Annotated in this window: 18 protein-coding genes, 1 pseudogene and 2 riboswitches; of the genes and pseudogenes, 9 read left to right on the top strand and 10 right to left on the bottom strand. The window is 60.5% G+C overall.

Annotation, left to right across the window (positions count from 1 at the left end):
* Positions 1-43 precede the first annotated feature (43 nt).
* On the bottom strand, positions 44-358 hold the full coding sequence (locus NHU87_RS10250; RefSeq protein ID WP_123356684.1) for an SCP2 sterol-binding domain-containing protein: 315 nt from the start codon (positions 356-358) through the stop codon (positions 44-46).
* A gap of 64 nt (positions 359-422) precedes the next feature.
* Positions 423-1133 carry a histidine phosphatase family protein gene (locus tag NHU87_RS10245; protein WP_253547988.1) on the bottom strand — a complete coding sequence of 237 codons (711 nt, stop codon included), beginning with the start codon at positions 1131-1133 and terminating at the stop codon, positions 423-425.
* A gap of 202 nt (positions 1134-1335) precedes the next feature.
* Between NHU87_RS10245 and sohB the strand changes: the two genes are divergently transcribed.
* Entirely contained in the window at positions 1336-2358 is a 1023-nt protein-coding gene (sohB, locus tag NHU87_RS10240) for a protease SohB (RefSeq protein ID WP_253547986.1), read from the top strand.
* Between the two features lie 66 nt (positions 2359-2424).
* Here sohB and NHU87_RS10235 read toward each other — a convergent pair whose 3' ends face one another.
* Complete coding sequence (locus NHU87_RS10235) at positions 2425-2919, bottom strand: DUF934 domain-containing protein (protein ID WP_253547984.1); 495 nt, start codon at positions 2917-2919, stop codon at positions 2425-2427.
* Positions 2903-4561 (bottom strand): nitrite/sulfite reductase, encoded by a 1659-nt coding sequence (locus NHU87_RS10230; RefSeq protein ID WP_253547982.1) that lies wholly within the window; start codon positions 4559-4561, stop codon positions 2903-2905. The genes NHU87_RS10235 and NHU87_RS10230 overlap by 17 nt, the downstream gene beginning before the upstream one ends.
* Positions 4562-5084: 523 nt before the next feature.
* On the opposite strand from NHU87_RS10230, the gene NHU87_RS10225 reads away from it, so the two are divergent.
* Positions 5085-6170, top strand: a complete 1086-nt coding sequence (locus tag NHU87_RS10225; protein ID WP_253547980.1) for an ABC transporter substrate-binding protein — start codon at positions 5085-5087, stop codon at positions 6168-6170.
* Between the two features lie 6 nt (positions 6171-6176).
* Here NHU87_RS10225 and NHU87_RS10220 read toward each other — a convergent pair whose 3' ends face one another.
* Together NHU87_RS10220 and metH are read right to left on the bottom strand one after the other, a co-directional pair.
* The gene (locus NHU87_RS10220) at positions 6177-6398 is read right to left on the bottom strand and encodes a DUF2970 domain-containing protein (protein ID WP_253547978.1); all 222 of its coding nucleotides are present in this window, start codon (positions 6396-6398) and stop codon (positions 6177-6179) included.
* Between the two features lie 169 nt (positions 6399-6567).
* On the bottom strand, positions 6568-10278 hold the full coding sequence (gene metH, locus NHU87_RS10215; protein ID WP_253547976.1) for a methionine synthase: 3711 nt from the start codon (positions 10276-10278) through the stop codon (positions 6568-6570).
* 155 nt (positions 10279-10433) lie between these two features.
* Here metH and NHU87_RS10210 point away from each other — a divergent pair.
* Together NHU87_RS10210 and nfuA are read left to right on the top strand one after the other, a co-directional pair.
* A pseudogene (locus NHU87_RS10210) lies at positions 10434-12719 on the top strand (fatty acid cis/trans isomerase).
* A 225-nt stretch (positions 12720-12944) separates the two neighbouring features.
* Positions 12945-13529, top strand: coding sequence for a Fe-S biogenesis protein NfuA (gene nfuA, locus NHU87_RS10205; RefSeq protein WP_007898222.1), 585 nt, complete (start codon positions 12945-12947; stop codon positions 13527-13529).
* A gap of 202 nt (positions 13530-13731) precedes the next feature.
* On the opposite strand, the gene cobM is transcribed toward nfuA, so the two are convergent.
* The 4 genes from cobM to NHU87_RS10185 all read right to left on the bottom strand — a co-directional run bounded on the left by cobM (position 13732) and on the right by NHU87_RS10185 (position 15892).
* Positions 13732-14478: a precorrin-4 C(11)-methyltransferase gene (cobM, locus tag NHU87_RS10200; protein ID WP_253547974.1), complete on the bottom strand. Its 747-nt coding sequence runs from the start codon at positions 14476-14478 to the stop codon at positions 13732-13734.
* 81 nt (positions 14479-14559) lie between these two features.
* On the bottom strand, positions 14560-14973 hold the full coding sequence (locus tag NHU87_RS10195; RefSeq protein WP_007898224.1) for a cobalamin biosynthesis protein: 414 nt from the start codon (positions 14971-14973) through the stop codon (positions 14560-14562).
* Complete coding sequence (locus tag NHU87_RS10190; protein ID WP_253547972.1) at positions 14970-15674, bottom strand: CbtA family protein; 705 nt, start codon at positions 15672-15674, stop codon at positions 14970-14972. Before NHU87_RS10190 ends, NHU87_RS10195 begins: the two co-directional genes overlap by 4 nt.
* Positions 15675-15685: 11 nt before the next feature.
* Complete coding sequence (locus NHU87_RS10185) at positions 15686-15892, bottom strand: CbtB domain-containing protein (RefSeq protein WP_038982947.1); 207 nt, start codon at positions 15890-15892, stop codon at positions 15686-15688.
* 121 nt (positions 15893-16013) lie between these two features.
* Positions 16014-16241, bottom strand: a riboswitch (cobalamin riboswitch).
* 263 nt (positions 16242-16504) lie between these two features.
* Positions 16505-16720: riboswitch (cobalamin riboswitch) on the top strand.
* Between the two features lie 100 nt (positions 16721-16820).
* On the opposite strand from NHU87_RS10185, the gene cobW reads away from it, so the two are divergent.
* The 5 genes from cobW (at position 16821) to NHU87_RS10160 (ending at position 25374) form a co-directional block, all read left to right on the top strand.
* Positions 16821-17882 (top strand): cobalamin biosynthesis protein CobW, encoded by a 1062-nt coding sequence (gene cobW, locus NHU87_RS10180; protein ID WP_301271401.1) that lies wholly within the window; start codon positions 16821-16823, stop codon positions 17880-17882.
* Between the two features lie 3 nt (positions 17883-17885).
* On the top strand, positions 17886-21752 hold the full coding sequence (gene cobN / locus NHU87_RS10175; RefSeq protein ID WP_253547970.1) for a cobaltochelatase subunit CobN: 3867 nt from the start codon (positions 17886-17888) through the stop codon (positions 21750-21752).
* Positions 21753-21906: 154 nt separating this feature from the next.
* The gene (locus tag NHU87_RS10170) at positions 21907-22914 is read left to right on the top strand and encodes an ATP-binding protein (protein WP_253547968.1); all 1008 of its coding nucleotides are present in this window, start codon (positions 21907-21909) and stop codon (positions 22912-22914) included.
* Positions 22915-23033: 119 nt separating this feature from the next.
* Positions 23034-23570 carry a vWA domain-containing protein gene (locus tag NHU87_RS10165; RefSeq protein WP_367399024.1) on the top strand — a complete coding sequence of 179 codons (537 nt, stop codon included), beginning with the start codon at positions 23034-23036 and terminating at the stop codon, positions 23568-23570.
* Between the two features lie 157 nt (positions 23571-23727).
* The gene (locus NHU87_RS10160; RefSeq protein ID WP_253547966.1) at positions 23728-25374 is read left to right on the top strand and encodes a phospholipase D-like domain-containing protein; all 1647 of its coding nucleotides are present in this window, start codon (positions 23728-23730) and stop codon (positions 25372-25374) included.
* Positions 25375-25464 lie beyond the last annotated feature (90 nt).

The raw sequence follows: 25464 nt of genomic DNA, 5'->3' as shown, positions 1-25464 counted from the left end.
CGTTTGCAGTCAGACGTGCTCCCGAAAGACGGGAGCGGCGCGCTTAGGCCGGGAACAGCTCGGACAGTTTCATGGCCAGCATCATGTCGCCTTCAGCGCGCAGTTTGCCGCCCATGAACGCTTGCATGCCGTCGGTCGAACCGTCGACGATGCCTTCCAGCGTTTCGCCGTCCATTACCAGAGTGACCTGGGCGTCCGGGTTCTCGCCTTCTTGCAGTTCGCAGGTGCCGTCTTTGACGATCAGCGAGAAGTTCTTGGTGTCGTCGATGCGGAAACCGAATACCAGGTCCAGACCGGCAGCAGCGGCTGGGTTGAACTTGGCTTTCATTGCTTGTACGGCATCAGCTACGGAGGTCATGGTTCGATCCTTTCTTGGGTAATAAGAGCTGGGTGATTACAGCCAGGGTCACAATAGTCCGGACTCAGCGAAACGTGATGAGTTCCGGGGCCTTCAGCAGTTGCAGGTGTGCATGACTGTTGAAGGAAGCCAGGGCCACCTCGCGACCGCGAAACTTAAGCAGGTTGAGCGAGGTGTTGACGATTTGCCAATTCAGTTCAAAGGCCTGCTTTGCGGGCATTTGCGTAATGAGGTGGAGCAGGGCAGTGATGGTGCCGCCGGAGGTGAACACGGCGATTTTCTGGGTATTGTCGGCGTGTTCGAGCAATCGGTGCAGACCGGCCTGCACCCGCTCGACGAAACCCAGCCAGCTCTCCAGGCCCGGTGTGTCGTAGGTGCCGGCAAGCCAGCGCTCGATGATCAAGGCAAAGATGCGTTGGAACTCGGCACGGTTTTGTGCGGCGTTGCGCAGGATATCCAGCGCTTGGGGTTCGTCATCCAACATGGCCGGCAGCAGGGCACGGATCACCGCGTCGGCATCGAATTCGTTGAAGGCGGAATCGATTTCCAGCACCGGCACCGGCACCCCGACGGCGGCGAATTGTTCCAGCGCGCTGTTGGCGGTGTGTTGCTGGCGGCGCAGGTCGCCCGACAGGCAGCGATCGAAGCTGACACCGAGTTCGGCCAGGTGCTGGCCGAGGAGTTCTGCCTGACGGATACCGGTCGGCGACAGGACGTCGTAGTCGTCTGCACCAAAGGAGGCCTGGCCATGTCGAATCAAGTAGATGCTGCCCACGTCCGCGTCATCCCGGTACGTTGAAGGTTTGGCGAGGTTATGAGGATGGCGGTGAGCTGTCAATGAAAAAACATACGCTTGTTTGAAATGCCCGTTACAGGCCTGTTGCCAGAGGTTTCACGGCTGGTCGTCGAGCCGGCGGATGGGTATGCTGGAGGTATCCCGCGCGTGTTTAACCCGTGCATTGATTGAAGGAGTCCCTGTGGAGCTTTTGTTCGAGTACGCCATTTTTCTGGCCAAGACCGTGACTCTGGTGATCGCCATTCTGGTGGTCCTGGCCAGTTTTGCGGCGTTGCGCAGCAAAGGTCGGCGCAAGTCGGCCGGGCAGCTGCAAGTCAGCAAGCTCAATGATTTCTACAAAGGGCTGCGTGAACGCCTGGAGCAAACCTTGCTCGACAAGGATCAGCTCAAGGCCTTGCGCAAGTCCCAGGCTAAAACCGAGAAAAAACAAAAGAGGACACCCGAGGCCAAACCGCGGGTGTTCGTGCTGGATTTCGACGGTGACATCAGGGCGTCGGCCACTGAGAGCCTGCGCCACGAAATCACCGCGCTGCTGACCCTCGCCACGCCGAAGGATGAAGTGGTGCTGCGCCTCGAAAGCGGCGGCGGTATGGTCCACAGCTATGGCTTGGCGTCCTCGCAACTGGCGCGGATTCGTGAAGCCGGCGTACCGTTGACCGTCTGCATCGACAAGGTCGCGGCCAGTGGCGGCTACATGATGGCGTGCATCGGCGAGAAAATTATCAGTGCGCCGTTCGCGATCCTCGGCTCGATCGGCGTGGTGGCGCAGTTGCCCAACGTCAATCGCCTGCTGAAAAAACACGACATCGACTTCGAAGTACTGACGGCTGGCGAGTACAAGCGCACTCTGACGGTGTTTGGCGAAAACACCGAGAAGGGCCGGGAGAAATTCCAGGAAGACCTGGACATCACCCATCAATTGTTCAAGAACTTCGTTTCCCGCTATCGCCCGCAACTGGCCATCGACGAAGTGGCCACCGGGGAAATCTGGCTGGGCGTTGCGGCGCTCGACAAGCAACTGGTGGATGAACTCAAGACCAGCGATGAATACCTTGCCGAACGGGCCAAGCAGTCCGAGCTCTATCACTTGCATTACGCCGAACGCAAAAGCCTGCAGGAGCGCATCGGTATCGCGGCCAGCGGTTCGATCGATCGCGTATTGCTGAGCTGGTGGAGCCGCTTGACTCAGCAGCGTTTCTGGTAAGGAGACGCCGGACACAAAAAAGCCCTGAACCGGTTTCCGATTCAGGGCTTTTTTTACGCGATGTACTTAGCGGCGACGGAACAGCGGCAGTGGTTCGTCAGTCGCGGCCTGATACGTCACCGAGAAATCCTGGAGACTTTCCAGGGCTTCGTACGGGTCTTTATCGGCGCGCAATGCAAAGGCGTCGAAACCGCAGCGACGCAAGTAGAACAGCTGGTCGCGCAGCACATCACCGATCGCCCGCAGTTCGCCTTTGAAACCATAACGGTCACGCAGCAAGCGAGCATTGGAGTAGTTGCGCCCATCGGTGAACGCCGGGAAGTTCAAGGCGATGACCTGGAACTGATCGACGTCATCTCCAATTTCTTCGGCTTCTTCATCGGCGTCCAGCCATACACCCAGGCCGCCATCGCGGGCCTTGAGCATACGGCTGTGCTCGCGCCACAGTTGCAGCGGGACGATAAGGTCGTCGCAGTTGCTGATCTCGTCGATGTTGAAGTCCTTGGGCAGCAAGTGCCAGGTTTCGTCGACGACTTCATTGTTCTTAATTATTCGCTGCATAGACGCGCTCCTTGAAGAGGTCGATGCCGATACGCTGATAGGTGTCGATGAAGCGCTCGTCTTCGGTACGTTGTTCGATGTACACGTCGATCAGCTTCTCGATCACGTCAGGCATGGCTTCCTGTGCGAAAGACGGGCCGAGGATCTTGCCCAGGCTCGCATCGCGACTGGCGCTGCCGCCCAGGGACACCTGGTAGAACTCTTCGCCTTTCTTGTCCACCCCGAGAATGCCGATGTGGCCGACGTGGTGGTGACCACAGGCGTTCATGCAGCCGGAGATATTCAGGTCCAGTTCGCCAATGTCGAACAGGTAGTCCAGGTCGTCGAACCGGCGCTGGATCGATTCGGCGATCGGGATCGATTTGGCGTTGGCCAGGGAGCAGAAGTCGCCGCCCGGGCAGCAGATGATGTCGGTCAGCAAGCCGATGTTCGGTGTGGCGAAACCTTGCTCGCGCAACTCGCTCCACAGGGCGAACAATTGGCTCTGCTCGACATCGGCCAGAATAATGTTCTGCTCGTGAGAGGTACGCAGCTGACCGAAGCTGTAACGATCGGCGAGGTCGGCAACGGCATCGAGCTGCTTGTCGGTGATGTCGCCCGGCGCAACGCCGGTCGGCTTCAGGGACAGCGTCACGGCCACGTAACCCGGCTTTTTGTGCGCGAGGGTGTTGCGGGTGCGCCAGCGGGCGAAGCCCGGGTGCTGTTTGTCGAGCTCGGCCAGTTCGGCAATCTGGTTGTCCAGAGCCTTGTAGTCCGGATCGACGAAGTGTTTGGCCACGCGATGCACTTCGGCCTCGGTCAACGTGGTCTGGCCACCGCGAAGGTGTTCCATTTCCGCGTCGACTTTTTGCGCGAACACTTCAGGCGTCAGGGCCTTTACCAGAATCTTGATCCGCGCCTTGTACTTGTTGTCGCGACGACCATAGCGGTTGTAGACCCGCAGGATGGCGTCGAGGTAGCTCAACAGGTCTTGCCATGGCAGGAATTCGTTGATGAACGCGCCCACCACCGGTGTACGGCCCAGGCCGCCACCGACCAGCACGCGGAAACCCAGTTCGCCCGCGGCGTTGTGCACCGGCTCAAGGCCGATGTCATGGACTTCGATGGCCGCACGGTCGGACGTCGAGCCATTGATGGCGATTTTGAATTTACGTGGCAGATAAGCAAATTCCGGGTGGAACGTGGTCCACTGGCGGACGATTTCGCACCATGGACGCGGGTCGATCAATTCGTCGGCCGCGACACCGGCGAACTGGTCGGTGGTGACGTTGCGCAGGCAATTGCCGCTGGTCTGGATCGCATGCATCTGCACGGTCGCCAGTTCAGCGAGGATGTCTGGGATGTCTTCCAGGGCCGGCCAGTTGAACTGCACGTTCTGCCGGGTACTGATGTGGGCGTAGCCCTTATCATAGTCGCGGGCAACTTTGGCCATCATTCGCGTCTGGCGCGAAGTCAGTTGGCCATAAGGCACCGCCACCCGCAGCATCGGCGCGAAGCGCTGGATATAAAGGCCATTTTGCAGGCGCAGGGGGCGGAATTCTTCTTCGCTCAGCTCGCCTGCCAGATAGCGTCGGGTCTGATCACGGAACTGCTTGACGCGGTCCTCGATGATCCGCTGATCGTACTCGTCGTATACGTACATATAAGTCCTGTTCTCAGGCTTGGGCCGGTCGGATCCAGTTGCGTTTTTCGCTTGCTGAAGTCTCCGATACTGCCTCGGCAATTCTGCGCGCACGGCCGCGCACTCCCAACGGAGCGGTGGCAAGATACCAGTTTGCAGTTATGCGCAAAAGTGATGTTTGAGTATATGTAAAGAACCAAAACGACTAATGAAACTCAAGGAGATAAAACCCGCATTTGTGGTGCGGGCAATCATCGTCTTAACTGTGCTCGAGTCTTTATGCAATCACCGATAAAACCGACAAGAGGCGATGCAATGAGCAACCCAACCAAAGCAAGGAAAAGCGATAGCACGGTCGATGCCTGGGCGATTTTGTTCCTGATCATTCTGGTTGTGGGCACGGCAGTGTTCTGGGTCAGCCATCAATAAACGACCCCGTCCGGGCCTGGCGCCGACGCCTGTCGGACAAAAGCCGGATTAAGCGCCGTTTCAAGGGACTTCGCTGGCTATAATGCGCGGCGGATTTTCGGGGCTCGGACGATCAATGTTGAAGTTCTTCTTTGGTACAGTGCTGGCGCTGGGTATGGTCCTGGGGCCGTGTGCCCAAGCGGCGTCCGTGTTGTTCCTCAATCCTGGAACCACCCAAGAAACGTTCTGGGTCAGTTACTCGCAGTTCATGCAGGCCGCGGCCAAGGACCTGGGCATGGATTTGCACATCCAGTATTCCGAGCGAAACGCTGAAACCACACTCAAGCAGGCGCGCGAAGCCCTTCAAGGCCCGGATCGACCGGACTATCTGGTGTTCGTCAACGAACTATACGTTGCGCCTGAAATCTTGCGCCTGGCTCAAGGCAGCGGTGTGAAGCTGTTTTTGGTCAACAACGGTCTGACCGCAGACCAGATGCATCTGCTCGGCGCCCAGCCGGACAAGTATCCCGATTGGTTGGGCAGCCTGGTGCCCAACAATGAGGAGGGCGGCTACTTGATGCTCAAGGAGCTGATTCGCCTGCATCCCCCGGTCGCACCCGGTCAGATCATTGATCTCGTAGCCTTTTCCGGCCTGAAGATCACGCCAGCCGCGCAACAGCGTGAGAAGGGCATGATGCGGGCATTGGCTGAACACCCTGAAGTGCGGTTGCGCCAGTTGGTTTATGGCGGCTGGACCCGCGAGCGCGCCTATGAACAGGCCAGATTGTTGTTCAAGCGTTATCCGCAAACGTCGCTGGTCTGGTCGGCCAACGATGAAATGGCTTTTGGCGCCATGCAGGCTTACGCCGAAACAGGCGGCCAGCCCGGCAAGGGCGCACTGTTCAGCGCCGTCAACAATTCACCGACGGCATTACAGGCGCTGTTGGAAGGGCGGTTGAGTGTGTTGTTGGGCGGGCATTTTACGCTGGGTGGTTGGGCCTTGGTGCAACTGCATGACTACGATCAGGGCGTGGATGTGAGCCAGTACGGCGGGCGCGACCGGCAGATTTCGTTATTGCAGCTGATCGATCACGTGCAAGCCAAGCGGTTGCTGGCGCTGAGTGCGACTCAGGATTACGGCGTGGATTTCCAGAAACTCTCGGCCAAGGGGCGGCCGACGTCGTATCGCTACCCGTTCAGCTTGCAAGCCCTGATGCACTAAGCCGGCTCAAATGCCCGCCAGGTGCAACACCAGTTTGACGATGGCAAACAGAGTCAATGCGAACACTGCCGTGAACAGAATCCCCAATATCACGAAATGACTCGGCTTACCGTGGGTGAAGTCCCGGGCCCGGTTCTTCCCGCTCTGCACCCCGAACGCCGCCGCCATGACGCTGTGCAGCATTTGCCAGAAGGTCGGCGGTTTGTTGTTGTCGACTGGATCGTCCATAAATCCCCCGTCCCGAATGTGTGAGAGCTAAGCATAGACAATCCCCCGAAACTGTAGGAGCGAGGCTTGCCCGCGAAGAAGATGACGCGATCTCACAGGTACATCGCGTCATCGTTCTTCGCGGGCAAGCCTCGCTCCTACAGAGGCAAAGGCAAAGGCAGGCCTGGGGTTAGTTGTCATAACCCAGATTCGGCGCCAGCCAACGTTCGGTCACGCTCAACTCCTGACCTTTGCGTGATGTGTAACTCTGCACTTGGTCCTTGTCGATCTTGCCCACGGCGAAATACTGCGCCTGCGGGTGCGCGAAGTACCAACCGCTGACTGCGGCTGCCGGGAACATCGCGTAGTGCTCCGTGAGGAACACGCCGCTGCGGCCGGCTTTGAGTTCTTCCGCTTCCGGGTCCAATAGTTTGAACAGCGTGGCTTTCTCGGTGTGATCCGGGCACGCCGGGTAGCCCGGAGCAGGGCGGATGCCGGTGTATTGCTCTTTGATCAGCGCCTCGTTATCGAGCGTTTCATCCTTGGCGTAACCCCAATAATCTTTCCGCACTTGCTGGTGCAGCCATTCGGCGCAGGCTTCGGCCAAGCGGTCAGCGAGCGCTTTGACCATGATCGAGTTGTAATCGTCGCCAGCGTCCTGATAGGCCTTGGCCACTTCCTCGGCGCCGATACCGGCAGTGGTAATGAAACCGCCTACGTAATCGGTGATTTCGCTGTCCTTCGGCGCCACAAAGTCGGCCAGCGAGAAATTCGGCTTGCCGTCGGTCTTGATGATCTGCTGGCGCAAGTGATGCAACTTGGCCAGCGGCTTGCCGTCATCGCCATACAGTTCGATGTCGTCGTCGCGGACCTGGTTGGCGGGCCAGAAACCAAACACTGCACGGGCACTGATCAGCTTCTCGTCGATCAACTTGGCGAGCATTTCCTGGGCATCGGCATAGAGCGCGGTGGCGGCTTCACCGACCACTTCGTCCTGGAGGATGCGCGGGAATTTTCCGGCCAGGTCCCAGGAAATGAAGAACGGTGTCCAGTCGATGTATTCGGCGAGGACTTTCAAATCAATGTTGTCCAGCACCTTGGCACCCGTAAACGTCGGCTTGACCGGCGTATAGGTGCTCCAGTCGAACTGCGGTTTCTTGGCAATGGCCACCGGGTAGCTCAGACGTTCGGTACGGGCGCTGCGGTTGGCGGTGCGCTCGCGAACGTCGATGTACTCCAGGCGGGTCTTCTCAACGAAACCGGCCTTCAGCTCCTTGGACAGCAACTGCGTTGCCACGCCCACGGCGCGGGAGGCGTCGGTGACGTAGATCACCGCGTCGTTGCTGTACTTGGGCTCGATCTTCACCGCCGTGTGCGCCTTGGAGGTGGTTGCGCCACCGATCATCAACGGCAGATGGAAGTCCTGACGCTGCATCTCGCGGGCCACGTGAACCATTTCGTCCAGCGAAGGCGTGATCAAGCCGGACAGGCCGATGATGTCGCATTTCTGTTCTTTGGCGACCTGCAGGATTTTCTCTGCCGGCACCATCACGCCGAGGTCGACGATGTCGTAGCCGTTGCAGCCCAGCACCACGCCGACGATATTCTTGCCGATATCGTGCACGTCGCCTTTTACCGTCGCCATGAGGATCTTGCCCTTGGCCTCCGGCTTGTCACCTTTTTCCAGTTCGATGAACGGGATCAAGTGCGCCACGGCCTGCTTCATCACGCGGGCGGATTTCACCACTTGCGGCAGGAACATTTTGCCGGCGCCGAACAGGTCGCCAACGATGTTCATGCCGGACATCAGCGGGCCTTCGATCACTTCGATCGGGCGAGCAAAGGACAGGCGCGACTCTTCGGTGTCTTCGACGATGTGGGTGGTGATGCCCTTGACCAGCGCATGCTCCAGACGCTTGTTGACGTCCCAGTTGCGCCACTCTTCGGTCTCGGCTTCCTTGACGCTGCCGTCGCCCTTGTACTTGTCGGCGATGGCGAGGAGGGCGTCGGTGCCTTCCGGAGTGCGGTTGAGGATCACGTCTTCGACGGCGTCGCGCAGCTCGGCCGGGATCTGGTCGTAGATCTCCAGTTGGCCGGCGTTGACGATGCCCATGGTCAGGCCGTTGCGGATCGCATACAGCAGGAACACCGAGTGAATCGCTTCGCGCACCGGGTTGTTGCCACGGAACGAGAACGACACGTTCGACACGCCGCCGGAGGTCAGGGCGTACGGCAGTTCGTCGCGGATGTAGGCACAAGCATTGATGAAGTCCACAGCGTAGTTGTTGTGTTCTTCGATACCGGTGGCCACGGCGAAGATGTTCGGGTCGAAGATGATGTCTTCCGGTGGGAAGCCGACTTCGTTGACCAGAATATCGTAGGAGCGTTTGCAGATCTCTTTCTTGCGCGCTTCGGTGTCGGCCTGGCCGGCTTCGTCGAAGGCCATCACCACCACCGCGGCGCCGTAGCGTTTGCACAGTTTGGCGTGATGAATGAACTGCTCGACGCCTTCTTTCATGCTGATCGAGTTGACGATGCCCTTGCCCTGGATGCACTTGAGGCCGGCTTCAATTACTTCCCATTTCGAGGAGTCGATCATGATCGGCACGCGGGAGATGTCCGGTTCGCCGGCAATCAGATTGAGGAAGGTCACCATCGCCTTCTTCGAATCGAGCATCCCTTCGTCCATGTTGATGTCGATCACCTGGGCGCCGGCTTCGACCTGTTGCAGGGCGACTTCCAGGGCTTCGGTGTAGTTGTCTTCACGGATCAGACGGGCGAACTTGGCGGAACCGGTGATGTTGGTGCGCTCGCCGACGTTGACGAACAGCGAGCTGCGATCAATGGTGAACGGTTCCAGGCCCGACAGGCGGCAGGCCTTGGGAATGTCCGGAATCTCGCGCGGCGCATAACCGGCCACCGCTTTGGCGATGGCTTCGATGTGCCCCGGCGTGGTGCCGCAGCAGCCGCCGACGATGTTCAGGAAGCCGCTTTGGGCGAATTCTTCGATGACCTTGGCGGTTTCCGATGGCAGTTCGTCGTATTCACCGAATTCGTTCGGCAGGCCGGCGTTCGGGTGCGCCGACACGTAGGTGCTGGCCTTGTTCGACAGTTCTTCCAGGTACGGGCGCAGTTCACTGGCACCCAGGGCGCAGTTCAAGCCGACGGAAATCGGCTTGGCGTGGGCCACGGAGTTCCAGAACGCTTCGGTGGTCTGGCCGGAGAGGGTGCGGCCAGAGGCGTCGGTGATGGTGCCGGAAATCATGATCGGCAACTCGACGCCCAACTCCTCGTAAACACCCTGCACAGCGAAGATCGCAGCCTTGGCGTTGAGGGTGTCGAAAATGGTTTCGATCAGAATCAGGTCGGCGCCGCCTTCGATCAGGCCCTTAGTGGCCTCGGTGTAGTTTTCCACCAGTTCATCGAAGGTCACGTTGCGGTAGCCGGGGTTGTTCACGTCAGGCGACAGCGAGCAGGTGCGGCTGGTAGGACCAAGCACGCCGGCGACGAAACGCGGCTTGTCCGGGGTTTCCAGGGTCTTGGCGTCCGCCACCTTGCGCGCCAGGCGTGCGCCTTCTACGTTGAGTTCGTACGCCAGGCCCTGCATGCCGTAGTCAGCCTGGGACACCTGGGTGGCGTTGAAGGTGTTGGTTTCCAGAATGTCGGCGCCGGCATCCAGGTAGGCTTTTTCAATAGCGCCAATCACGTCCGGGCGCGTCAGCACCAATAGGTCGTTGTTGCCTTTTACATCGCTCGGCCAGTCGGCGAAGCGTTTGCCACGGTAATCCTGCTCCTCGAGCTTGTAGCTCTGGATCATCGTACCCATGCCGCCATCGAGAATCAGGATGCGCTCTTTGAGGGCGTGCTTGAGAGCTTGAAGGCGAACGCTGCGATCGGACATTTGGACTACTCGGTAAGGCCATGACGAAGGGCCGGGATAATAACAAACCTGTGCGCTTTTGGAGCATGTGCGGGTTTTTCATGAATATCGTTCATGTTGGTGCGCAGGCCAGACCGGTAGAATCGCGGCGTTTTCTCATGATCAGGACCAGGGATATGTCGTATCGCGTCGTCACCAGCCTATTGATGCTGTTTTTAAGCGGGGGCGCCGCTGCACAAGGTCCGGATATTTCCTACGTTCGCGACATTCAACCGATCTTCACCGAAAAGTGCGTGGCCTGCCATGCCTGCTACGACTCCGCCTGTCAGCTCAATCTGGGCAGTGGCGAAGGGGCGGCCCGGGGCGCGACGAAGGCGCCCGTTTATGACGGCGAACGCAGCCAGGCCGCAGCGCCGACCCGGCTGTTTTATGACGCCTTCGGCAAGCGTGCCTGGCAGCAAAAAGGCTTTTATTCGGTGCTCGACGCCCAAGGCAGCCAGGCGGCGCTGATGGCGCGCATGCTCGAGCTGGGCCACAGAACGCCGTTGCAACCCAACGCCAAGTTGCCGGAAGACATCGTCCTGGGCCTGAACCGGGAGAACATGTGCGCCATGCCGGCGGAGTTCAACGGCTATGCCACCTCCCACCCGAAAGAAGGCATGCCGCTGGCGGTCACCGGCCTGACCGATCAGCAATACCAGACGCTGCAACGCTGGCTGGCCTCCGGCGCGCCGATTGATGAGCGGGGTCTGCTGCCCAGCGCCAAGGAAGCGTTGCAGGTGGTGCAGTGGGAAAACCTGCTCAACGCACCGGGCGCTCGGGAAAGTCTGGTCGGGCGCTGGTTGTTCGAGCATTGGTTTTTGGCGCACCTCTATTTCAAGGACGGCGAGCCGGGGCATTTCTTTCAGTGGGTACGTTCACGCACGCCGACGGGGCAGCCGATCGATCTGATTAACACTCGCCGTCCGAATGACGATCCGGGTACTCAGGTTTACTACCGTTTATGGCCGGTGCAAGGCGTGATCGTGCACAAGACCCACATCACCTATCCGCTGAGCACGGCGAAGATGGCGCGGATCAAAAGCCTGTTTTACAGCGGTAACTGGCAGGTCAACGCGCTGCCAGGTTACGGGCCGGAGCGACGGGCCAATCCGTTCACGACCTTTGAGGCGATCCCGGCTCAGGCGCGTTACCAGTTCATGCTCGATAACGCCGAATACTTCGTGCGCACCTTTATTCGTGGCCCGGTCTGCCGGGGCCAGATCGCCACCGACGTGATCCGCGACAATTTCTGGGCGCTGTTCCAGGCCCCGGAGCATGACCTTTACATCACCGACCCGAACTATCGTGGCCAGGTCACACCGTTGCTGGCGATGCCGGGGCAGAACGATGACGTCGGCAGCGTTCTGAGCCTGTGGCACGCCTACCGTGACAAACGCAACGAATATGAAGCCCTGCGCCGGGACAGCTACGCCGATCTGCCGGCACCGAGCTGGTCGACCCTGTGGGCCGGCAATGACAATGCGCTGCTGAGTATCTTCCGGCATTTTGACAGTGCCTCGGTGAGCAAGGGCCTGATCGGTGACGTACCGCAGACGATGTGGCTGTTCGATTACCCGTTGCTGGAGCGTACGTATTACCAGTTGGCGGTCAACTTCGATGTGTTCGGCAACGTATCCCATCAGGCCCAGACCCGGCTGTACTTCGACCTGATTCGCAACGGTGCCGAGCAGAACTTCTTGCGTCTGATGCCGGCCGACTCACGGGACGGCTACCTCGACGATTGGTAGCAGAACGGCGGAAAGTTCAAGATGTGGCTGGATTACGAGTACATCGACAACGACAAACCGACGGCGCTGACGCTGGACGAAAAGGACCCGAAACGCGATTTCGCCCGGCAATTGCTGGCCCGGTACGGCGAACTCAATGCCAGGCCCGACCCGATCAACCGCTGCGACGGCGCTTACTGCTCGCGGCCGAACATCGATCTGGCCTTGCAGAACGCCGAACAGGCCCTGAGTCGCCTGACTTCACGTCCGGCTGCGGGGTTGAAGGTCATCGATCAGTTGCCCGAAGCCACGATGTTGCGCATCGAGACCCCAAGCGGCAAGCGCGAGGTTTACAGCCTGTTGCGCAACCGCGCCCACAGCAACGTGGCGTTCCTGCTTGGTGAGTCGCGGCGCTATCAGCCGGGGCTCGATACGCTGACCCTTTATCCGGGTGTGCTCAGCAGCTACCCGAACTTCATGTTCAGCATCCCGGCCGGGCAAGTGCCCGCATTCGTGGATGCGATGGAAAATGCCAGGAATGCCGCCAGTTTCGAAAAAATCGTCGAACGCTGGGGCATTCGTCGCAGCCATCCGCAGTTCTGGCAGTATTTCCATGATCTGAGCCGCTACCTCCACGACACTGACCCGGTGGAAGAGGGCGTGCTGGACATGAACCGCTACGAAAACCTCTGAAACACCGTTGACCCTCTGTAGGAGCGAAGCTTGCTCGCGAAAGCGGTCTGACATTCAGCGTAGATGTCGACTGTCAGACCGCTTTCGCGAGCAAGCTTCGCTCCTACAGGGATTCGGCGGTGATCAGATGTTCATCGACAAGCGCATCTTTCCCGACAAAAATACTAGGACTTTGTGCGGCGCGATGATTGGCGTAAACTGCGTCCAAGCCTGCGAGGAGTTTCCATGACCGCTATTACCATTACCGACGCCGCCCACGATTACCTGGCTGATCTGCTCTCCAAGCAGAACACCCCGGGTATCGGCATCCGCGTCTTTATCACCCAGCCTGGTACCCAGTACGCCGAAACCTGCATTGCCTACTGCAAGCCGGGCGAAGAAAAACCTGAAGACACAGCGCTGGGGCTCAAAAGCTTCACCGCTTACATCGACTCGTTCAGCGAAGCATTCCTGGACGATGCGGTAGTCGACTACGCCACCGACCGCATGGGCGGCCAGCTGACCATCAAGGCGCCAAACGCCAAAGTACCGATGGTCAACGCCGACAGCCCGGTCAACGAGCGCATCAACTACTACCTGCAGACCGAAATCAACCCGGGGCTGGCCAGCCACGGCGGTCAGGTCAGCCTGATCGATGTGGTCGAAGACGGCATCGCCGTACTGAAATTCGGCGGCGGTTGCCAAGGCTGCGGCCAGGCAGACGTCACCCTGCGCGAAGGCATCGAGCGCACCTTGCTCGAGCGCATTCCCGAGCTCAAGGGCGTTCGTGACGTGACCGACCACACGCAGAAAGAAAACGCCTACTACTAAGGTGTTCGCTGCAAACATAAAAAACGGTGCCCGTGAGCACCGTTTTTTTATGGGGGATCGATAACCTGTGGCGAGGGAGCTTGCTCCCGCTCGACTGCGAAGCAGTCGCAATCCAGCCGATGCATTTTCCGTGATGAATGCGTTGGCTGATTTGGGGCCGCTGCGCGGCCCAGCGGGAGCAAGCTCCCTCGCCACAAGTGCTTCAGGGTCTGTAGAGATGCGCATGCCCCGCGCGATACAACGACGACTCACTGAAGTGATCGCTGCCCAACACCCGGCCCACCAGAATCAACGCCGTGCGGCGAAATCCCTTGGCTTGAACCTTCCCGGCAATATCCGCTAGCGTTCCCACCACCCAATCCTGATCCGGCCAGGTCGCCCGATGGATCACCGCGATCGGGCAATCGGCGCCGTAGTGCGGCAGCAATTCGGCGAGGATCTTCTCCAAATGATTGACCCCCAAATGGATCGCCATGGTCGCCCCATGCTGCGCCAGACTACCGAGCTCTTCACCGGCCGGCATCGCAGTCTTGTCGGCGTAGCGGGTCAGAATCACGCTCTGTGACACGTCCGGCAAGGTCAACTCAGCGCCCAAAAGCGCCGCGCAGGCGGCGGTGGCGGTGACGCCGGGAATGATTTCGAAAGGGATGTCGAGTTCACGCAGGTAGCGAATCTGCTCGCCAATCGCGCCGTACAGGCTCGGATCGCCGGAATGCACACGGGCCACGTCCTGGCCGTGGGCATGGGCGGTCTTGATCAGCTCGATGATCTGCTCCAGGTGCAATTCGGCGCTGTTGACCACCTGTTCGGCCCGGTGGCCCTCCAGCACGGCGGCGGGCACCAGGGAGCCTGCATAGATGATGACCGGGCAGCTACGAATCAGCCGCTGGCCTTTGACGGTGATCAGTTCCGGGTCGCCGGGGCCTGCGCCAATGAAGTAGACGGTCATCGTCGTTTCCTGTCAAAAAAGGGTATGGGCACGCTTCAGATGAAGATTGCTCATGATCGAAGGCGGGGATTATCGGGGATTTTACGCGGCGCTGGCCAATGCCAGGGTGGCCTGGGCGTATTTTTGCCGTGGAATCAGCAACTTTGCCGGTGCCTGAGCCAATTGTTCGGCCAGTGCCAGCGCCGCACTTTCCGCTACGCCGTAACAGCCAGTCCGTTCGAACGCGATGTCGGAGTGGTGGCTGAGTTGCGGTTCATAACCGGCCAATTGTTCGCTGCTGAAATACATCAACGGCAATGCCAGTTGCTCAGCCAGTTCGATCAGGGCGGGCTCTTCGCGCTTGAGGTCGATACTGGCCAGGGCCTTGATCTCACGGAGCTCGATTTGATGGGCCTGTAATGCCTGATCAAGCAGCGCCCGCAGCGTGCTGACGGGGCAGCCGCGCTGGCAGCCCAGGCCGACCACCAAGGTCGGCGCTGCGCTGACGTCAGTCATGCGGAGTATTGGCCATCGCTTTTGCGGCGGAACAACCAGGCGCTGATCAGGCCCAGGGCCAGCCAGAATGCCATGTTGGTCAGCTGCGAAGCGATTTTGAATTGCGCTTCCAGGGCTTCCGGAGCCAGCATGGAGTGCACTTCCGGTTGCGGCGCGCCGATCACATGAGGCACGGCCAGAATCGCCACGCCGAGGATCTTCATCAGCCAGTGGCGGCTGAACACGATCAGCGCGATGCCGACAGCGGTGGATGCGGCAGTGCCAATCCACCAGATCTGCCGTTGCGCCAGATCCGCCGCGGCAGTGCCCGGCAGTTCAGGTGGCAGGCCGAGGGTGGGCGCCAGCACGAACGTCGCATAACCGGCCAGCCCCCAGAGCAGCCCCTGAGAGGTACGGCGTGGAGCGCGCAAGGTGTAGAGGCCCGCAAGCATCAAAGCGAAACCGACTGCTACCACCAGATTGCCGCCAGTGGTCGACAGCACGCGCTGCCAGCCGTCTTCAGGCTCCCAGGCTTCGGCATCATGAGTGTGGGCGACAGCACCCGCGGCATGTTCGTGGATTTCGACAGCGGCCGGCTCGGATTTTTCATAGGTCTCGGCCTGCAGAATCAGCGGGGCCACCCAGAAGCTTTGCAGCAAGGTCAGCAGCAGGGCGGCTAGCAGCCCGCTAAAACCTGCGGTTTGCGCAATACGCTTGATCATGTCAGCAGGTCTCAATGGCACGGAAAGGCGGAACTGTGACGGGTATCGTGCGCGGCATTGTGCACCGCTTCGATGTGCGAGAAACCGGCGAAATACACAAGGCTGGCGCCAAGGATCGAGGCACAAAAAGCGGCGGTCAGGCGTTGGCTCAGGGTAGTGGTGGTGCTGATCGTGCTCTTTTTATCGGTGTTGCTGCCGGTGCTGCTGATGATCGACATGGCGCTTCCCTCTGGTCTGTCAGCGGGTGAATAGAGCGCATGAAAACCTCCGCACGCCGGGGCACGCAGAGATTTCGAACAGCGCCCGCCCACCGCGGGTTTGTTATTCAGTGAACGTAAAAGTCACTTTGTGTTACGGGCCGGTCTCCGGGCTCGCGAGGGGCAGGGCTTGCGCCGAAACCTGCAAGCATCACCTTCCCATGCCGTATGACGGGCACAGTGGATCTGACGCTTCACTCGCTTACCGTTGCGGGGGCAGCACCGGACTGACATGGCTTTAGAGTAAAGCACATGATTCACCGGTTTCCCGTTTCACCCTGTGAAGGGCACCCGTAACAAGGCGTGTAGGAGAGCATGGGCGGGGGTTGGGCGTCAATTGGCAAGGGTTCTCAGCTTGACACCGAGGTGACTGCTTCGCGGGCAAGCCTCGCTCCTACAGGATCGCGGTGCTTTTTGATCGTTCCCACGCTCTGCGTGGGAATGCAGCCCGGGACGCTCTGCGTCCCATCCAGAGCCGAACGTGGAGCGTCCGTTGAGGCATTCCCACGCAGAGCGTGGGAACGATCAACAGGGGGTGGCGTGCTCAGAGATTGACCCACCCCCACACGATGCGTAGCCTTGCGCTTTCGAGGTTCTTCGGCGTCTGCCGAAGCTAAGAAGGGAACGCGGTCGATGCCGCGGCTGCCCCCGCAACTGTGAACGGTGATGTTCGCTGCCACGCCACTGCAAGCCCTGATCCATCAGGTTCGCGGGAAGGCGCAGCGAATGCCAGGCCAATAAGGCCGGCACACCGTCAGCCAGGAGACCTGCCTCGACACAGATTCTCACTACAACCGGGCGGGGTGATCCGGTGGCGAACTCTTCCGCGCGCGCATCCGCCGCTGCGATTGTCGTCCCGTATGCCCGCCACCTTGCCAAAGGGCATCCGATGAAAACACTGGCCAAACTCCCCGTCACCATCGTTACCGGCTTCCTCGGCTCGGGCAAAACCACCTTGCTGCGCCACATGCTCGACAACGCTCAGGGCCGTCGCATCGCGGTGATCGTCAACGAGTTCGGCGAGCTGGGCATCGACGGCGAAATCCTCAAGCAATGCTCCATCGGCTGCACCGAAGAAGAAGCCAACGGTCGCGTCTACGAACTGGCCAATGGCTGCCTGTGCTGCACGGTTCAGGAAGAATTCTTCCCGGTGATGCGCGAACTGGTCGCTCGTCGCGGCGACCTCGACCACATCCTCATCGAAACTTCCGGTCTGGCCTTGCCAAAACCTTTGGTTCAAGCCTTCCAGTGGCCAGAAATCCGCAGCGCCTGCACGGTTGACGCGGTGATCACCGTGGTCGACAGCCCGGCCGTCGCTGCTGGCACCTTCGCTGCGTTCCCGGATCAGGTCGATGCCCAGCGCAAACTCGACCCGAACCTGGACCATGAATCGCCGCTGCACGAGTTGTTCGCCGACCAACTGGCCAGCGCCGACCTGGTGATCCTCAACAAGGCTGACCTGATCAGCGCCGAAGACCTGGCCCGTGTGCGCCTGGAAGTCGCCGAAGAACTGCCGCCAGCGGTGAAAGTCATCGAAGCCAGCAGCGGGCGTCTGCCACTGGACGTGCTGATTGGCCTCGGTGCCGGTTCCGAAGAACACATCGACAGCCGCCACAGCCATCACGATCATCACCACGAAGGTGAAGACGACCATGATCATGATGCCTTCGACTCCATCTCTATCGAACTGCCGCAAGCCGACGAAAGCCTGTTGATGGACGCGCTGACGCAATTGGTGGTTCAGCACGGCATCCTTCGGGTCAAAGGTTTCGCGGCGGTGCCGAACAAACCGATGCGCCTGCTGATCCAGGGCGTGGGCACGCGTTTCGACAAGCACTTCGACCGACAATGGGGCGCTGAAGAAGCGCGCACCACGCGTCTGGTGTTGATCGGTCAGGATCTGGACGCCGCTCAGCTCGAAGCGCAATTGCGCGCTGCGCTCAGCGTTTAAACCATGCACCTGCTCAGGACCCAGCCCGGCGGTTTCGTGTCGGATGACAACATTGCCGACCTTGGACAAACCCCCGCCGAGCTGGTGATCCTGTGCAGCGGTGATTCCAGCCTGGCGCTGCTTGCCGAAGCGGCGCAGCAGTTGCCCGACGATTACCCGAGCGTGCGCCTGGCCAACCCGATGCAGGTGCAGAATCACGCCTCGGTCGATCTCTATGTCGACGAAGTGCTGCGCCACGCCAAGGTGATTCTGATCTCGCTGCACGGCGGCATCGCCTATTGGCGTTATGGCATTGAGCGTCTGGTGGAATTGTCCGGGCGCGGCGTGCAACTGATTCTGGTGCCGGGGGACGATCGTCCGGACCCGGAACTCAGTGACCTGAGCACCGTAACTCCGCAAGACCGCGACCGGCTCTGGCACTTCCTGCGTCAGGGCGGGATGGCCAACGCGCTCGACCTGTTTCGCTGTCTCGCCAGTCGCTGGCTGGGCCGCGACTACCCATGGGCCGAACCGCAAACCCTGCCACGCACCGCGATTTACCACCCGCAAAAAAGCCCCGCAGAACTGAAAGATTGGCAAGCCGACTGGCAGGCCGATCAGCCGGTGGCGGCGGTGCTGTTTTACCGCTCGCATTTGCAGGCGGCGAACACCGGTTTCATCGATATTTTCTGCCAGCGTTTGCACGCGGCGGGGTTGAACCCGTTGCCGATTGCGCTGGCCAGTCTGAAAGAGCCCGGCTGCCTGACGGTGGTTGAGGACTTGCTGGATGAAGTCGAAGCGGGGGTGATTTTGAACACCACCGGTTTCGCCCAATCCAGCCCCGAAGCGCCGGACCTGCGGCCGTTTCGCCGCAATATCCCGGTGATCCAGGCGATCTGCGCCCAAGACAACGAGCCGGGTTGGCGCGCCAGCGAACAAGGCCTCGGCCCGAGGGATCTGGCGATGCACATCGCGCTGCCGGAGCTGGATGGGCGGATCATCAGTCGGCCGATCAGTTTCAAGGACCTGGCCTGGCGCAGTGAGCGCAGTCAGGCCGATGTGGTCTGCTACCGGCCTGCACCTGAGCGCATGGATTTTGTCGCTGAACTGGCGCGGCGCTGGATCGATCTGGCGCGAGTGCCCAACGGCGAAAAACGCATCGCCCTGATCCTCGCCAACTACCCGACTCGCGATGGGCGCATCGGCAATGGCGTCGGCCTTGATACTCCGGCTGCGGCATTGAATATCCTGCGCGCGCTGCATGCCGAAGGTTATCCGTTGCCGGCCGAGTTGCCGGACAGCGGCACCGCGCTGATCCAGCAATTGCTCGGCGGCGTCAGCAACGACCTCGACACCCTCGACCAGCGTCCCTGTCATCAAAGCCTCGCGCTGGACGACTACAACCTGATGTTCAACGCGCTGCCCGAGGCCAATCGCCAAGCCGTGCTGGAACGTTGGGGCGAACCCGAAAAAGATCCCATGTTCCGTGGCGGACGAATGATGATTGCCGGCCTGCGCTTCGGCCTGACCTTCGTCGGCATTCAACCGGCTCGGGGTTATCAGGTGGACTCGAGCGCGGTCTATCACGACCCGGACCTGGTGCCGCCTCACGGCTATCTGGCGTTCTACTTCTGGTTGCGCAACACCTACGGTGCTCATGGCGTGATTCACGTCGGCAAGCATGGCAACCTCGAATGGCTGCCGGGCAAGGGCGTCGGGCTGTCGGAAAACTGCTGGCCGGACGCATTGCTCGGGCCGCTGCCGAACATCTATCCGTTCATCGTCAATGACCCGGGCGAGGGCGCCCAAGCCAAGCGTCGCACCCAAGCGGTGATCATCGATCACCTGATGCCGCCGCTGACTCGCGCTGAAACCTACGGTCCGCTGCGCGATCTGGAATTGTTGGCCGACGAATATTACGAAGCGCAATTGCTCGATCCACGCCGCGCCCGGGAGTTGCAGCGCGACATTCTGCAACTGGTGCGCGACTCGCACATCGACCGCGAACTGCAACTGGACGAGAAGCTCGACAGCGATGCCGATGCGGCGATCTGGTTGCCGCGCCTGGACACGTACCTGTGCGACTTGAAGGAGTCGCAGATCCGCGATGGCCTGCATGTGTTTGGCGAGTCGCCGGTCGGGCGGTTGCGCATCGATACCTTATTGGCCTTGCTGCGTATTCCTCGCGGCGATGGTCGCGGGGCGCAATCGAGCTTGCTGCGGGCGCTGGCCAAGGCGTTTGCATTGGGCTTCGATCCGCTGGATTGTGCGTTGGCCGAGCCTTGGAGCGGGCTGCGTCCGGATGCCCTGTTGTCGGTCAGCGATGAGCTATGGCGCACAGCGGGCGATACCCGCGAGCGACTGGAGCTATTTGCCGCTGAACTGATCTTGCTGACACTGAACCCATCTCAAGCCCACCACGACTCCTGTGGGAGCGGGCTTGTCCGCGAAGGCGGCGTGTCAGTCGACATTGATTTATCTGACCCACCGCTATCGCGGGCAAGCCCGCTCCCACAGGGTCTTGCGTGGGCTGACGTCGGCGCCATCCTTGAGAGCCTGCGCGAGGTCGTTGCCCCACGCCTTGACGCCTGCGGTCCAGCGGAAATGCGCGGCCTGCTCGACGCTCTCAACGGTCGATTCGTCCCGGCCGGCCCGAGCGGCGCACCGAGTCGCGGCCGGCTGGACGTGCTGCCCACCGGGCGCAATTTCTATTCGGTGGATGTGCGCAACCTGCCAACCACCACCGCGTGGCGCATCGGCTTCCAATCCGCGAACCTGATTCTTGAGCGGCACTTGCAGGACCACGGCGATCACCTGCGTCAGCTCGGTCTGTCGGTCTGGGGCACCGCGACCATGCGCACCGGCGGCGACGACATCGCCCAGGCCATGGCGCTGATGGGCGTGCGTCCGGTATGGGCGACCGGTAGCCAGCGGGTCGATGACTTCGAAATTCTGCCGTTGAGTTTGCTGGACCGGCCACGGGTGGATGTGACCCTGCGCGTCTCTGGATTTTTCCGCGATGCCTTTGCCAATTTGATCCGGCTGTTCGATGCCGCCGTGCAAGCGGTCGTAGCGCTGGATGAACCGGATGATCTCAACCCGTTGGCGGCCAAGGTCCGTGCTGAGCGGCAAGCGCTGCTGGAATCCGGTCTGGATGAAGACGCGGCGCGGCGGCAGGCCGGCTGGCGCATTTTCGGGGCCAAACCGGGTGCTTACGGAGCGGGTGTGCAGGGCGCGATCGACGGTCGCCTGTGGCAAAGCCGCGAAGACCTGGCCGAGGTTTACCTGAACTGGGGCGGCTACGCATACGGCGGCTCCGATGAAGGCACCGCCGCCCGCGAACAGTTCGCCCAGCGTCTGAGCCAGGTGCAGGCAGTGCTGCAAAACCAGGACAACCGTGAACACGACTTGCTCGATTCCAACGACTATTACCAGTTCCAGGGTGGCATGCTGGCGGCCGTCGAAAGCCTCAGCGGTGAAGCGGCGGCCAGTTATCACGGCGACCACAGTCAGCCGGACTTGCCGAAGATTCGCACCTTGAAGGAAGAACTTAACCGGGTGATCCGCTCCCGGGCGGCCAATCCGAAATGGATCGACGGGGTCAAGCGTCACGGCTATAAAGGCGCGTTCGAACTGGCGGCGACGGTCGATAACCTGTTTGCCTTCGACGCCACCACGCAGTTGATCGACGACCACCAGTATGCGTTGCTGGCGGACGCCTATTTGCTCGATCCGGCAACCCGGGAGTTTGTCCGCGAACACAATCCCCATGCCCTGCGCGACATGACCGAGCGCATGCTCGAGGCGCAGCAACGTGGGATGTGGAAAGAGCCGGGCGAGTACCGCGAGGCGCTGGAGAATTTGTTGCTGGATATAGAAGAAGACAGGTAACTCTGTGGCACCGCTAACCTGTGGGAGCGTGGCTTGCCCGCGAAGAGGCCCTCACAATCAACATTGATTTCGACTGAGCGGACGCCTTCGCGGGCAAGCCATGCTCCCACAGGTACAAGGTGTGCCTGCCACCGACCATGACCGAGATTTGAACATGACCGACACCCCCCATTTCCCGCTCTCCGCCGTGGTCGGCGCCGATGACTTGAAGCTCGCGCTGTACCTGACCGCCATCGATCCGAAAATCGGTGGCGTACTAATCGAAGGCCCGCGCGGCATGGCCAAGTCCACCCTGGCCCGAGGCCTGGCGGACCTGTTGGCCAGCGGTCAATTCGTCACCTTGCCGCTAGGCGCCACCGAAGAACGGCTGGTGGGCACCCTCGACCTCGACGCAGCCCTGAGCGAAGGTCGCGCACAATTTTCCCCCGGCGTACTGGCCAAGGCCGACGGCGGCGTGTTGTATGTCGATGAAGTCAATCTGCTGCCCGATCACCTCGTGGACTTGCTGCTCGACGTGGCGGCCAGCGGCACCAACCTGATCGAGCGCGACGGGATCTCCCATCGGCATTCGGCGAAGTTCGTGCTGATCGGCACCATGAACCCGGAAGAGGGCGAACTGCGCCCGCAACTGCTCGACCGCTTTGGCCTGAACGTCGCCCTCAGTGGCCACACCGCACCCGCCGAGCGCGGTCAGATCATCCGTCGTCGACTGGATTTCGACAGCGACCCGCAAGGATTCTGCGCCGAATGGGAAAGCCAGCAGCACGCACTGCGCGAGCGCTGCCAAAAGGCGCGTTCGGCACTGGCGAGCATTCCCCTCGACGATGCCGCGCTGGCGCAGATCACCGAGCGTTGTTTCGCTGCCGGCGTCGATGGCCTGCGGGCCGATCTGGTCTGGTTGCGCGCGGCCCGGGCTCACGCGGCATGGCGGGGCGCGAACGCGATCAGCGAGGACGATATCGATGCGGTCGCCGAGTTTGCCTTGCGCCATCGTCGTCGCGAACACTCGCCACCGACACCGCAACAACCCCAGGCACCGCAGCCGCCCTCTACGCAGAACGCCAACCCGAGTGAAAGTCAGGGCCAGTGGGGCGAAATGCCCGCCCAGGCGCTGCCGGTCGGCGCACGACGTAAAGTGCCGAGCTGGCCAAAAAAGCCCTAGGCATTCGCCCTCGATCAGACGCGGGGGCGAATGCCAGACCCCGCGCAGGACGGCTGGATCACGGTAAACAGGGCAAGCGTCATACAGCCCTGAGCGGCTCGATCAATTGGCCCGGCACCTTGCTCAATGGCCGACCGCGTCAACGCGACGATGTGCTGTTTCAACTGCGCACCCGCAGTCCTCATGAATTATGGCTGGTGATCGTCGACGCCTCTGCCTCAACCCGGCGTCATCAGGCGTTGAGCGATGCCAAGGGCTTGTTGGCGCAACTGTTCGACGATGCTTATCGACAGCGTGCGCGCTTGGCTTTGCTGACCGCCAGCGGCCATGTGCCGACGTGGCAGGTGCAAGGTTTGAAAGCCTCCGCGGGTTTGCGCGACTGGCTCGAAGGGCTTGGTGCTGGCGGCGGAACGCCGATGTTGGCGGCGCTGGATGAGGCGGGACGTTGGTTGGCGGCGCGGAAAAAACACTTCCCGGCTGAACAGCAACGGCTGCTGCTGGTGACGGATGGGCGGGTAAAGGAATGGTCAACGTTGCCGGCGCTGGAGTGTCCCGGGTTGCTGATCGACATTGAGCGCGGGCCGATTCGCCTCGGACGGGCTAAAGTGTTGGCGGATCAACTGCAAACGCATTACCAGCATATCGATGATTTGTAGCCGAAAAGATCGCAGCCTTCGGCAACTCCTACAGGACGCGGGTACATCCGCAACTGATTGGAGAATAGCGAGTGCATCCGCGAATGATGGGTGTGCCACAATCGGTGTAGGAGCTGCCGAAGGCTGCGATTCTTTTGATCTTTCACAGGAGTGACCCATGCGCGTTCTAGCCCGCAACGATCAAGACGATTTTCGCGTCAAAGCCTACGCCGGCACCAACGGCGTGTTGCTGGCGATCGATCTGGCCAAACACCGCCGCAAAGGCCTGCTGGGTTTCGCCATCGAAAAACAGCAAGGCAGCAAACCCTGGCTGTTTCTGTTCAATAGCCTGACCTTCCCCGGCAAGGTTCATACGTTCCCCCAGTTTCACACCACCCCCAGTGACCTCGCGCCGTTGCAGAAATTTCGCTGGGCCGATTACGCGGTCAATCCAGGCGTGACGATCCATTATCGGATTCACCTGGCCTACGGCACCGCCGATGCGCCGCAGTTGGGTGAGTTTCTGGAAGTGACGCTCACCACCGATAATGGCCTTCCAACGGGCCAGAACGTCATCTTCAACCGGGCAGTGGCCGCGAGCCAGGCCTTCCAGCGCAAATTCGCCGATGTTGATGCGCTACTCAGCGCCAACAAGAAACTACCCATCGAAGAATGGCCCGACGCCCCACGACTATGGCTGGAAAACGGTCTGCTCGCACGCTTGCTGGGGTTCATCGAACGGGCCGAGGATGGTCAGTGGGCGCTGGACATCGCGATCTATGAATACCAGTTGAAAGTGATCGTCGATGCGGTGAACGCCGCCTTCGAACGCGGCGTAAAAATTCGGGTTCTGTACCACGCTCAACCAGACGAAGACACCACGGTGCTGAACGAAGCCAGCCTGGAAAAAATCCCGGCGGCGAACAAACGCGGAAGGGTCACTCACAACATCTTTCACAACAAGTTCATGGTCCTGAGCCGGCTCGACGCGGCGGGGCAGCATCAGCCCGAAGCGGTACTCTGTGGCAGCACCAATTTCACCGCCAACGGCGTTTATCGTCAGGCCAACGTGGTGCATGTGCTGGACGACGCTCGGATCGGCGCCAGTTATCTGCAAACCTTCGAGCAGGTCTGGACCACGCCGGCGGACGTCGGCGCCACCCGTGAATGGCTCACGGAAAACAATCCGATGCAGCCGGATCAGTCCCTGTTCGCCGGCTTCTCACCGCGTTCGGGCCAGGGTGACTTGCGTGAGTTCGTCGAAATCATCGAGTCAGCCAAAAAAGACCTGTTGTTTGTCACGGCGTTTGCCTTGCCGGACGAAGTGCTCAATGCCTTGCTCGGCCTGCCTCACGACGACATCTTGCGTTACGGCCTGCAAAACACCGTCAGCCGCATCACCGGTTTCCACGCCGACCGCACCGCCCAATTTGCCGCCACCGCGCTGCTCAATACGGGTCTGGAAGGCTGGCTCAAGGAAAACATGAAAGGCCAGAAGGGCAACCTGCTGGTGCACACCAAAGCCATCGTCGTCGACTTCACCACCGACACACCGACCATCATCAGCGGCAGCCACAACCTTAGCGCCGCAGCCAGCAACGGCAACGACGAGAACTACCTGATCATCCGTGGCGACACCGACCTGGCCGATCGTTACGGCTTGGAACTGCTGCGCTTTTACGAGCATTACCGGTTCCGTTACTTCGCAAAAAAACTGGCACTCAAGCAGGTCCGGCCGTTGGCTCCGGATGACAGCTGGACCAATGATTATTACCTCGAAGGCGATCTGCGCATGTTGTCGCGGTTGCGCTTTGCCGGACGATAAACAAGGCTGGCGGGCCCCTGTAGGAGCGAAGCTTGCTCGCGAAGACGGCGGCACAGTCAACATTGATGTCGACTGACACGCCGCTTTCGC

This window comes from Pseudomonas mandelii, from assembly GCF_024138395.1.
GTDB lineage: Bacteria > Pseudomonadota > Gammaproteobacteria > Pseudomonadales > Pseudomonadaceae > Aquipseudomonas > Aquipseudomonas mandelii_E.
This window is presented reverse-complemented; position numbering and strand designations above follow the sequence as displayed.

Excerpts from the sequence above, each read along its gene's own strand:
- NHU87_RS10250 (WP_123356684.1), bottom strand. The coding sequence starts at position 358 with ATGACCTCCGTAGCTGATGCCGTACAAGCAATGAAAGCCAAGTTCAAC.
- NHU87_RS10235 (WP_253547984.1), bottom strand. The coding sequence starts at position 2,919 with ATGCAGCGAATAATTAAGAACAATGAAGTCGTCGACGAAACCTGGCAC.
- NHU87_RS10230 (WP_253547982.1), bottom strand. The coding sequence starts at position 4,561 with ATGTACGTATACGACGAGTACGATCAGCGGATCATCGAGGACCGCGTC.
- NHU87_RS10225 (WP_253547980.1), top strand. The coding sequence starts at position 5,085 with ATGTTGAAGTTCTTCTTTGGTACAGTGCTGGCGCTGGGTATGGTCCTG.
- NHU87_RS10220 (WP_253547978.1), bottom strand. The coding sequence starts at position 6,398 with ATGGACGATCCAGTCGACAACAACAAACCGCCGACCTTCTGGCAAATG.
- metH (WP_253547976.1), bottom strand. The coding sequence starts at position 10,278 with ATGTCCGATCGCAGCGTTCGCCTTCAAGCTCTCAAGCACGCCCTCAAA.
- nfuA (WP_007898222.1), top strand. The coding sequence starts at position 12,945 with ATGACCGCTATTACCATTACCGACGCCGCCCACGATTACCTGGCTGAT.
- cobM (WP_253547974.1), bottom strand. The coding sequence starts at position 14,478 with ATGACCGTCTACTTCATTGGCGCAGGCCCCGGCGACCCGGAACTGATC.
- NHU87_RS10195 (WP_007898224.1), bottom strand. The coding sequence starts at position 14,973 with ATGACTGACGTCAGCGCAGCGCCGACCTTGGTGGTCGGCCTGGGCTGC.
- NHU87_RS10190 (WP_253547972.1), bottom strand. The coding sequence starts at position 15,674 with ATGATCAAGCGTATTGCGCAAACCGCAGGTTTTAGCGGGCTGCTAGCC.
- NHU87_RS10185 (WP_038982947.1), bottom strand. The coding sequence starts at position 15,892 with ATGTCGATCATCAGCAGCACCGGCAGCAACACCGATAAAAAGAGCACG.
- cobW (WP_301271401.1), top strand. The coding sequence starts at position 16,821 with ATGAAAACACTGGCCAAACTCCCCGTCACCATCGTTACCGGCTTCCTC.
- cobN (WP_253547970.1), top strand. The coding sequence starts at position 17,886 with ATGCACCTGCTCAGGACCCAGCCCGGCGGTTTCGTGTCGGATGACAAC.
- NHU87_RS10170 (WP_253547968.1), top strand. The coding sequence starts at position 21,907 with ATGACCGACACCCCCCATTTCCCGCTCTCCGCCGTGGTCGGCGCCGAT.
- NHU87_RS10160 (WP_253547966.1), top strand. The coding sequence starts at position 23,728 with ATGCGCGTTCTAGCCCGCAACGATCAAGACGATTTTCGCGTCAAAGCC.